At 52.9% G+C, this 6,528-nt stretch carries 4 protein-coding genes; 1 reads left to right on the top strand and 3 read right to left on the bottom strand.

The genetic code is table 11. The features are described from left to right. Window positions 1-669: 669 nt before the first annotated feature. Entirely contained in the window at window positions 670-2,646 is a 1,977-nt protein-coding gene (locus AC22G6_RS21655) for an ATP-binding protein (RefSeq protein WP_487368484.1), read from the top strand. A 455-nt stretch (window positions 2,647-3,101) separates the two neighbouring features. Here AC22G6_RS21655 and AC22G6_RS21650 read toward each other — a convergent pair whose 3' ends face one another. From AC22G6_RS21650 to AC22G6_RS21640, 3 genes are all read right to left on the bottom strand, one after another. Next, window positions 3,102-4,049 carry a viperin family antiviral radical SAM protein gene (locus AC22G6_RS21650; protein ID WP_487368483.1) on the bottom strand — a complete coding sequence of 316 codons (948 nt, stop codon included), beginning with the start codon at window positions 4,047-4,049 and terminating at the stop codon, window positions 3,102-3,104. 20 nt (window positions 4,050-4,069) lie between these two features. Then, window positions 4,070-5,914, bottom strand: a complete 1,845-nt coding sequence (locus AC22G6_RS21645; protein ID WP_487368482.1) for an SUMF1/EgtB/PvdO family nonheme iron enzyme — start codon at window positions 5,912-5,914, stop codon at window positions 4,070-4,072. Between the two features lie 299 nt (window positions 5,915-6,213). Next, window positions 6,214-6,390 carry a DUF2026 family protein gene (locus AC22G6_RS21640; RefSeq protein ID WP_487368481.1) on the bottom strand — a complete coding sequence of 59 codons (177 nt, stop codon included), beginning with the start codon at window positions 6,388-6,390 and terminating at the stop codon, window positions 6,214-6,216. Between the last annotated feature and the right edge of the window lie 138 nt (window positions 6,391-6,528).

The raw sequence follows: 6,528 nt of genomic DNA, 5'->3' as shown, positions 1-6,528 counted from the left end.
TCCGCATGGAGTGCGTACCCTATGCGGAAGGATCCAACCCAGCGGCCACCCCCCAGTGTTCGACAATCCTAGCGTGCTGTCGGGTCGAGACATGCGGAGAGTCGTGCAGGCGGCTCGGAAAAAGGAAGTCTTCCGGCCTCAAGGCTGCCTTCGCGATCCAGGCAGCCACAGCCGTGCGCGTCGGTTCGGTCAGCTGCCCGTGGCGTGCGTCGGCTATCAGGGACGGTGCCCACCGCGTGCTTTCGGCCACGAGCGGCCGGTCAGCTTCGTGCAACCGTGGACATTCAAGCGACCGCTCCACTCCGAAACCTGCCGAAAAGTCGATTCCCGGTTCTCGGCCATTGTTGCCGTTCGAGCGACTTTTAATTGGTCAACAATGCGGCGGTAAGCGGCCCTCCTCTGCCCAATTCCGGGTACGTATGATGAAATCGATCAAACGAACGAAAGTCAACATGGACGAGTTTTTCGAACCTAACCAGCCTGTGCCAGACGAGAACTGAAAACTGCTGGAGTTACAATGCATGCTTCATAGCGAGCATCATTGTTCTACCCGACTCGATAGGCTACCAGCGAAAGACCTTGAACTTCGGCTTGTCATGCTTTTGGGGGGACTGCCGCCCAGGATCAATACATCGCGCTCAAAGCGTATAAAACCATTGGGGGGGACCCGTGAGTACGTACGAAGACATTTCCGGCACAACGGAAATTGGCAACGAGGGCATCAAGAAACATTTCAAAAGCATCGAACCCTGGCAACCGGTGTTCGAACTCGTCTGGAACGGATTTGACGCTAAAGCCAACGAAGTGGCGGTTGCCATTTCGCTAAACAACATGCAAGCACTTACCGCTATCACCGTGCTTGACGATGGCGATGGAGTCGATCCGACGAATTTGAAGCAAACGTTTGGCAGGTTCAATGACTCTGATAAACACGAGGATGCGGCACAGCATGGTGCTCATGGCCGAGGGCGACTTGCTTTTCACCGTATCTGTCAGTTTGCGGACTGGTATACAAAGTCTGCTGCCGGCCAAGCGCACATCACAATCGATTCGACGACGATCAAGGACTACAAGGCTCAGCTGATTCCAGAAGAGGGACAACATCCCTTGTTGCAGCAGCAGCCCAAAGGCACTCTGGTCAAGCTTGACACATTTTCATGCAATCTTCCGGGTCAAGCTGAACTCATTGCAAGATTTGCGACTGAGTTCGGCTGGTTTCTCGCTCTCCATCCATTGAAATCACTGAAGGTTAACGACGTACCAATTCCTGTCCCTGACCATGAGATCACGCACCAAATCTTCACCATTGATGGGCATCAGTTCGATGTGCAGGTTATACGTTGGGACGAACGGCCCAGTTCCGAGAAGTCATTTACATATCTCTTGGATAGTGCAGGCAAGACTGTTCACAAGCAGCTCAGTACCCTGAACAACAAGTCCGGCTTCTTTACCAGCATATATATCAGTTCGCCATGGGCAGACTCGTTTGCCTCCACCCAAGATCTTCTCCGGCCCAACGCCCATACAACTACGTGCTCGGAGTGGCGCAAGCTGGTGCGGCACCTCGGTGAGTTGACGCAATCGGTGTATGACAGATTCCTGCGCCAGCAAGCCTTAGTGGAGGTCGAGAAGTACGTCGAGGATGGTCTCTTTCCCGACTACGCTGGCCTGTCTCCAGATGAGCAGACGTGGCGATTAGACAACGCGAAGCAACTGGTCACGACCATCTACATGGCAGACCCGTCAGTGTTCAATGCAGCTAGTAAAAAGCAGCGCAAGATCATCATCCGGCTGTTGGATCGACTGGCGGTTTCCAACGAGAACGACGCCCTTTTCGAAGTTCTCAATAGTGTCCTCGACCTCGATGATTCGTCAGTAAAGACTCTTGCCGACCAGCTCAAACACACGACATTGGAGAACATCATCTCCACCATCGAGGTCCTACAGCGCCGGCAGGTAGCAGCCTCGAAACTCCGGGCATTGATGAACGACCACTACCGTGAGGTTCCGGAAACGCCGGATTTGCAGAAGATCATCGAGAACAACACTTGGTTGTTTGGTCCCGCCTACGAGACCATTGGTGCCGAAGAGGACACCTTCACGAAGATCGCTAAGGATATGCGCGACAAGGTCTCGCTGATCGATAGCATTGGCGCGGACGATGTGGATGATAAAACCGAGATTGCCGGCGCACGCCGACAGACTGATCTCTTCTTAGCTCGCCGTATCCCTACGGTCGACTCCAATGGCCAGAAGGTCTATCGCTGCATCATCGTCGAAATCAAGCGCCCCGCTATCTCGCTTAACGTCAAGCATCTACGCCAACTCGACGACTACGCCAACATTATCAAGAAGCATCCTGAATTCAGCAGCGAAAAAATGCGCTTCGAGCTTATCCTAATCGGTCGGCAAATCTCATCGGCCGACACGGAGATCAAGAGCAGACTCAATGGGCAGGTCGCACGAGGGGAGCTTGGACTTGTAAGTGATGATCCACGCATGAAGCGCTACGTCCTGAACTGGTACACGCTGTTGGATTCCTTCGAGCTTGCCAACAATTTCCTGCTTGAGCAACTGAAGCTAAAGCGTCGCCTTTTCGAGACATCAACCAAGCAAGAATTAATTCATGATCTGCAAACCGACTAGCTCGCAGGATGTTCAACTGAATCGCCCCGAATTTCGTGGTCTTCCAGCTTCCGATGTTGCCGGGCTTGCAATTCTGATTCACTCATTTACGCGTTATTCATTGTGGAAATCCAAAAAGCAAATTGAAGAATTGGCTGCCAGACTCGGAGATTGCTAAGAACATAGCACCCTCGGAGCTAGGATTTGGGGCGGGCAGTGCATGACAGAGGCCGTACCCAAGAAGATGCGGTCCCTGTCCACGCCTTAGTGCCTCGCAACACTCCGAAAATAGCGATCGATATCTCGTCGGAAGCACTTGAAGCTGTAACGATCACCTGGAGTGCAGGGGACTGTTAAAAACGTTCCCCCAGTCGGAGGAACAAGTTTTCCATGCTTCCCGCGATGGGAGAATTGCCAGCCCATCCGAACCAGTCTCGCGACATCCTTGTTGATGTCTTTGTCCGTGCTGTAGCGCATCATGCAGCCTCCGCCACGCGAGCACTTCTGTAGCGCTGAGCGAATCTTTCCGGGGAAAACCCGATCTCCATAAAGGCAGCTTCAGCGCCAACCTCTTGAATTGGGCGGCTGTATGTGTAATCGGCCTGGCCCAACGCGTTTTGGAAGAAGCGGCCAAGGGGATCGACCATGATGTAGGACTTCACCATGTCCTGGTTGTCTTCGACTGACATCACCGACGACAGCAAGGCATGCCGAGAAACGAATCCCTCAAATTGCTCATTGGTGGCCGATAGAGCAGGGGAGAGCACTGGTAATACTCGAAGCACCTTCCATCTCTCTGGTGCGATTTGATTGACCGTGCTGGTCATGTCTTCACCGGCATTGATCGCATTGACGACCGTATTGATCTTGATCGAAATCGATCGATTTGCTTCTCTGGCCGATTTCACCAGGCTACCAATTTCGCTAGCTGATTTTCCCTGGCCTAACCGACCAACTCGACCAATCAGGCTATTCGACATCGCATGACCGGAGTCGAGACTGATCCCCAGGCAGGACAAATGCGGAGCCAACTCTGTGACCGATGCTTGATCGAGGTGGCTCGCATTGGTGATTAGTGAGACACGGAACCCAATTTTCCGTGCTGTGGCGATGACAAAACCAAGGCGTTCCTTGAGAAGCGTCGGCTCACCACCCGCGATGCTCAGTCGAAGATGTTTCCATTCCAGCTTTTTGGCTAGGGGATTGGCAGGGCTGTTCGGTCTGAAGAACTCAAAGATCTCGCTCAGAAGCCGAACTACGCCTTGCTGATCCCGATGAAGTTCCCTCGACGCATTCGGCTTCGTCCATGCCGAATAGCAGTATTTGCAGCGGTAGTTGCATGCCTCAGTCAGGTGCCAGTTGAGGACCAATTCTTCAACAAAATGGCGAACATCACCCTCATCACTACGATGATTGTTTTTCATGTTTGCGCTCTAGATCCGGGTTAGCTGCTTAGTTCAGCGACGTAACAAACACGAAAACCAACTTTGAGATGGTTGTTCTTCCCGATGTACCAAGCTTCAAAGAACTCACGTTCCAAGGGGCCGCGACCAAGTGCGATTCCGCTGGCTGTGCACGCTACCGGTGACCAGACATTGTTGGGTGCAGAGCCTTTGTAGTCACCCAGCCACTCGCCAAACGTCAGTGAGGAAAGGAACTCCAGCCCTTGATCGTTGCGAACCCAGCACAGGTCACTCCTGAAGCGAGTGATGTACTCAATCCCGTAGGTTGGAGGCTCAAGCAGCTTTCCTTCGAGATTCACCGCCTCAACAACATGGGCCTGAGCCTTCGCTCCGAGCGCCTTGATGGTCTCTCGGGAAGGAGCAATCGCTTGCCATTCCTCAATGGTTAGCAAGCGAACCGGCAAGCCCTCAGTCTTTTCAATATACTTGCAGTAGGCAATTGCGTCGTACCAGGTCAGGCATACCGGCAGGTTCGCTGGATCCAGCACATTCATTGACGGTAAAGATGGCCAGCCACGCTTTGTGGCCTCTGACTTCTTGCCTCGAACCAGGCCCCATTCGGCATCAATAAATTTCTGAAATTCTGCAATCGAAATCAGATCTGAGACCATCAAGCATTTGTTGGCCAGTGGATGTGCGGTGAACTGAAGATTGCGTTCCGCACGCGGCTGGTAGGTCGGCTTGTGGCCTTCGGTAGCAGCCAGAAAACGTTCGACGATTTTCTCTATTCCGGGGTGATTCCTTGGAGTTCCACCTGAGAAGTAGTGGTGGTGCTCCGCCTTGTGCTTTGTCTGGTCTAACCAAAGGCCCTTCTGGTAGTGCAGATGGGCCTGAATTGATTTGCCGTCCATCGCGTCCGGCAACTCCTCAGATCGAAAAATCGGAAAGAGGTCGTTTCTGGAGAAGGGGGCTTCGCGTTGATCGCGGACGACCCAATCGAAGCGACCATCGGGCGCACGCAGAAAGACGATGTGTTCACTAAAGCGGATGACATCGACCCAGCCAACATCGGTGCGATTGATCTCGCTTCTGAAAATCTGGAACAACTGGAGGTATTCCTCTTTCTCCTCATCGCTAGCGTTGTAAAGCTCAAGCTCTACCGGTGCGACCACTGGATCAACCAGGGAGTCACCCAACAAGTTCAAGGCACAAGTCAGGTTGAAATCGAAAGCCTTGAGCACCAAGGCCTGTGCCGTCAGATCGAGGTGGTCCGGAACATTGGCGCTCCAACGATCCAGTCGCTCAGCACGCAGCACCACTTGGTCGTGGTGAGTAGATGCAAAGAGGAATTGTTCGGTGTGGGGCAGGAACGGGAAATCCATATTACCCGTCAGTCTCCTTGCCGCGTCAGACAGGTCTATGCTCCCGTAGCCTTTGGCGGCAAAGAGATAATTGCCAGCACCTGTAAATAATCGCTTGGGGTGGTCGTGGCCAGAGTTGAACAGGCGGTCGGCAATCTGACGCGCCGTGAGCGAGTATCCAAACGGGCCTTCGTCCCAGCGAACCAGATCTGCCGGTTCTTTGAGACCATGCTTTTCTGCAAATCTGTCGAGTGCGGGTTCGACCTCGTGCAGCCAGTGCTTGTACGATCTAGCGCCCAAAGCGATTGCGACGTTATCGAGCAAGTCGCTGTTCTTGAGACTATTTTGAGATAGCTTCTCGCCAGCCTTCTGCCTCTGGGTGCGAAACTCCGAAACAGATGCCCTGATTTGCTCGTGGTGAAGCCCTGATAGCGGAATGTCCCAATACTCAGGAACGTTAAGGCCAGGCTTTTGAACTAAAAGGGTAGTGGTGCGCGTTGAGCGCAGCAAAGATTCGAGGTCCATCAAATTCTCCACGCCTGTCTCAGCCGAAGCTGTTACGCACGAGCAAACCCGTACTGTCTTACGCAGACAAGCAAACGAAGCCTTGTGAACTCAAATTTTGATCTAGGGGTGCCGCCACAAAGCATCACGGGGATGCTTCGTTGGAGATGTTTAGTTGGCAAAGACAGTGATGCCAATCGATGTGATCCACACAGGAACGGACTCTACCCGTCGCAACGAATCGATGTCAAGGAGATGAAGAAATATGATTGATGTGTACGAATCAATTTACTTGGCTCAATTTGGTGACTGGGTGTCGGCTACCACTTCCCAACGAGTTCGGTTCCGACAAGCCTCATCCGCGTCACAATTCCGTATTTGCTACCCCTTTCCAGTTCGGCAGGAATTGTCTTCGGCGTCCGCTTAAACCAATGCCTGCAAACATCAATCATGTCACCATTCTGCGCCCGGCCCATGAATTTTCGGTGTGGTTCCATGGTCAGTTCACCGACCCGACTGCCCTATCCTTGAAGGACTCAGTAGAGCTGTCCAGCAATAGCTCGTGCGGTCGAATGACTGCTTTGATACCGAGATCAGCCGAATAGTGGAAAAACGCTTGACGGCAGCAATGGCCG

Source organism: Parazoarcus sp. PS-13 R2A (assembly GCF_057621855.1).
This window is presented reverse-complemented; position numbering and strand designations above follow the sequence as displayed.

What these genes read in the sequence shown, in the direction of transcription:
- AC22G6_RS21640 (WP_487368481.1), bottom strand. Translation starts at nt 6,390, where the DNA reads ATGGAACCACACCGAAAATTCATGGGCCGGGCGCAGAATGGTGACATG.
- AC22G6_RS21645 (WP_487368482.1), bottom strand. Translation starts at nt 5,914, where the DNA reads ATGGACCTCGAATCTTTGCTGCGCTCAACGCGCACCACTACCCTTTTA.
- AC22G6_RS21650 (WP_487368483.1), bottom strand. Translation starts at nt 4,049, where the DNA reads ATGAAAAACAATCATCGTAGTGATGAGGGTGATGTTCGCCATTTTGTT.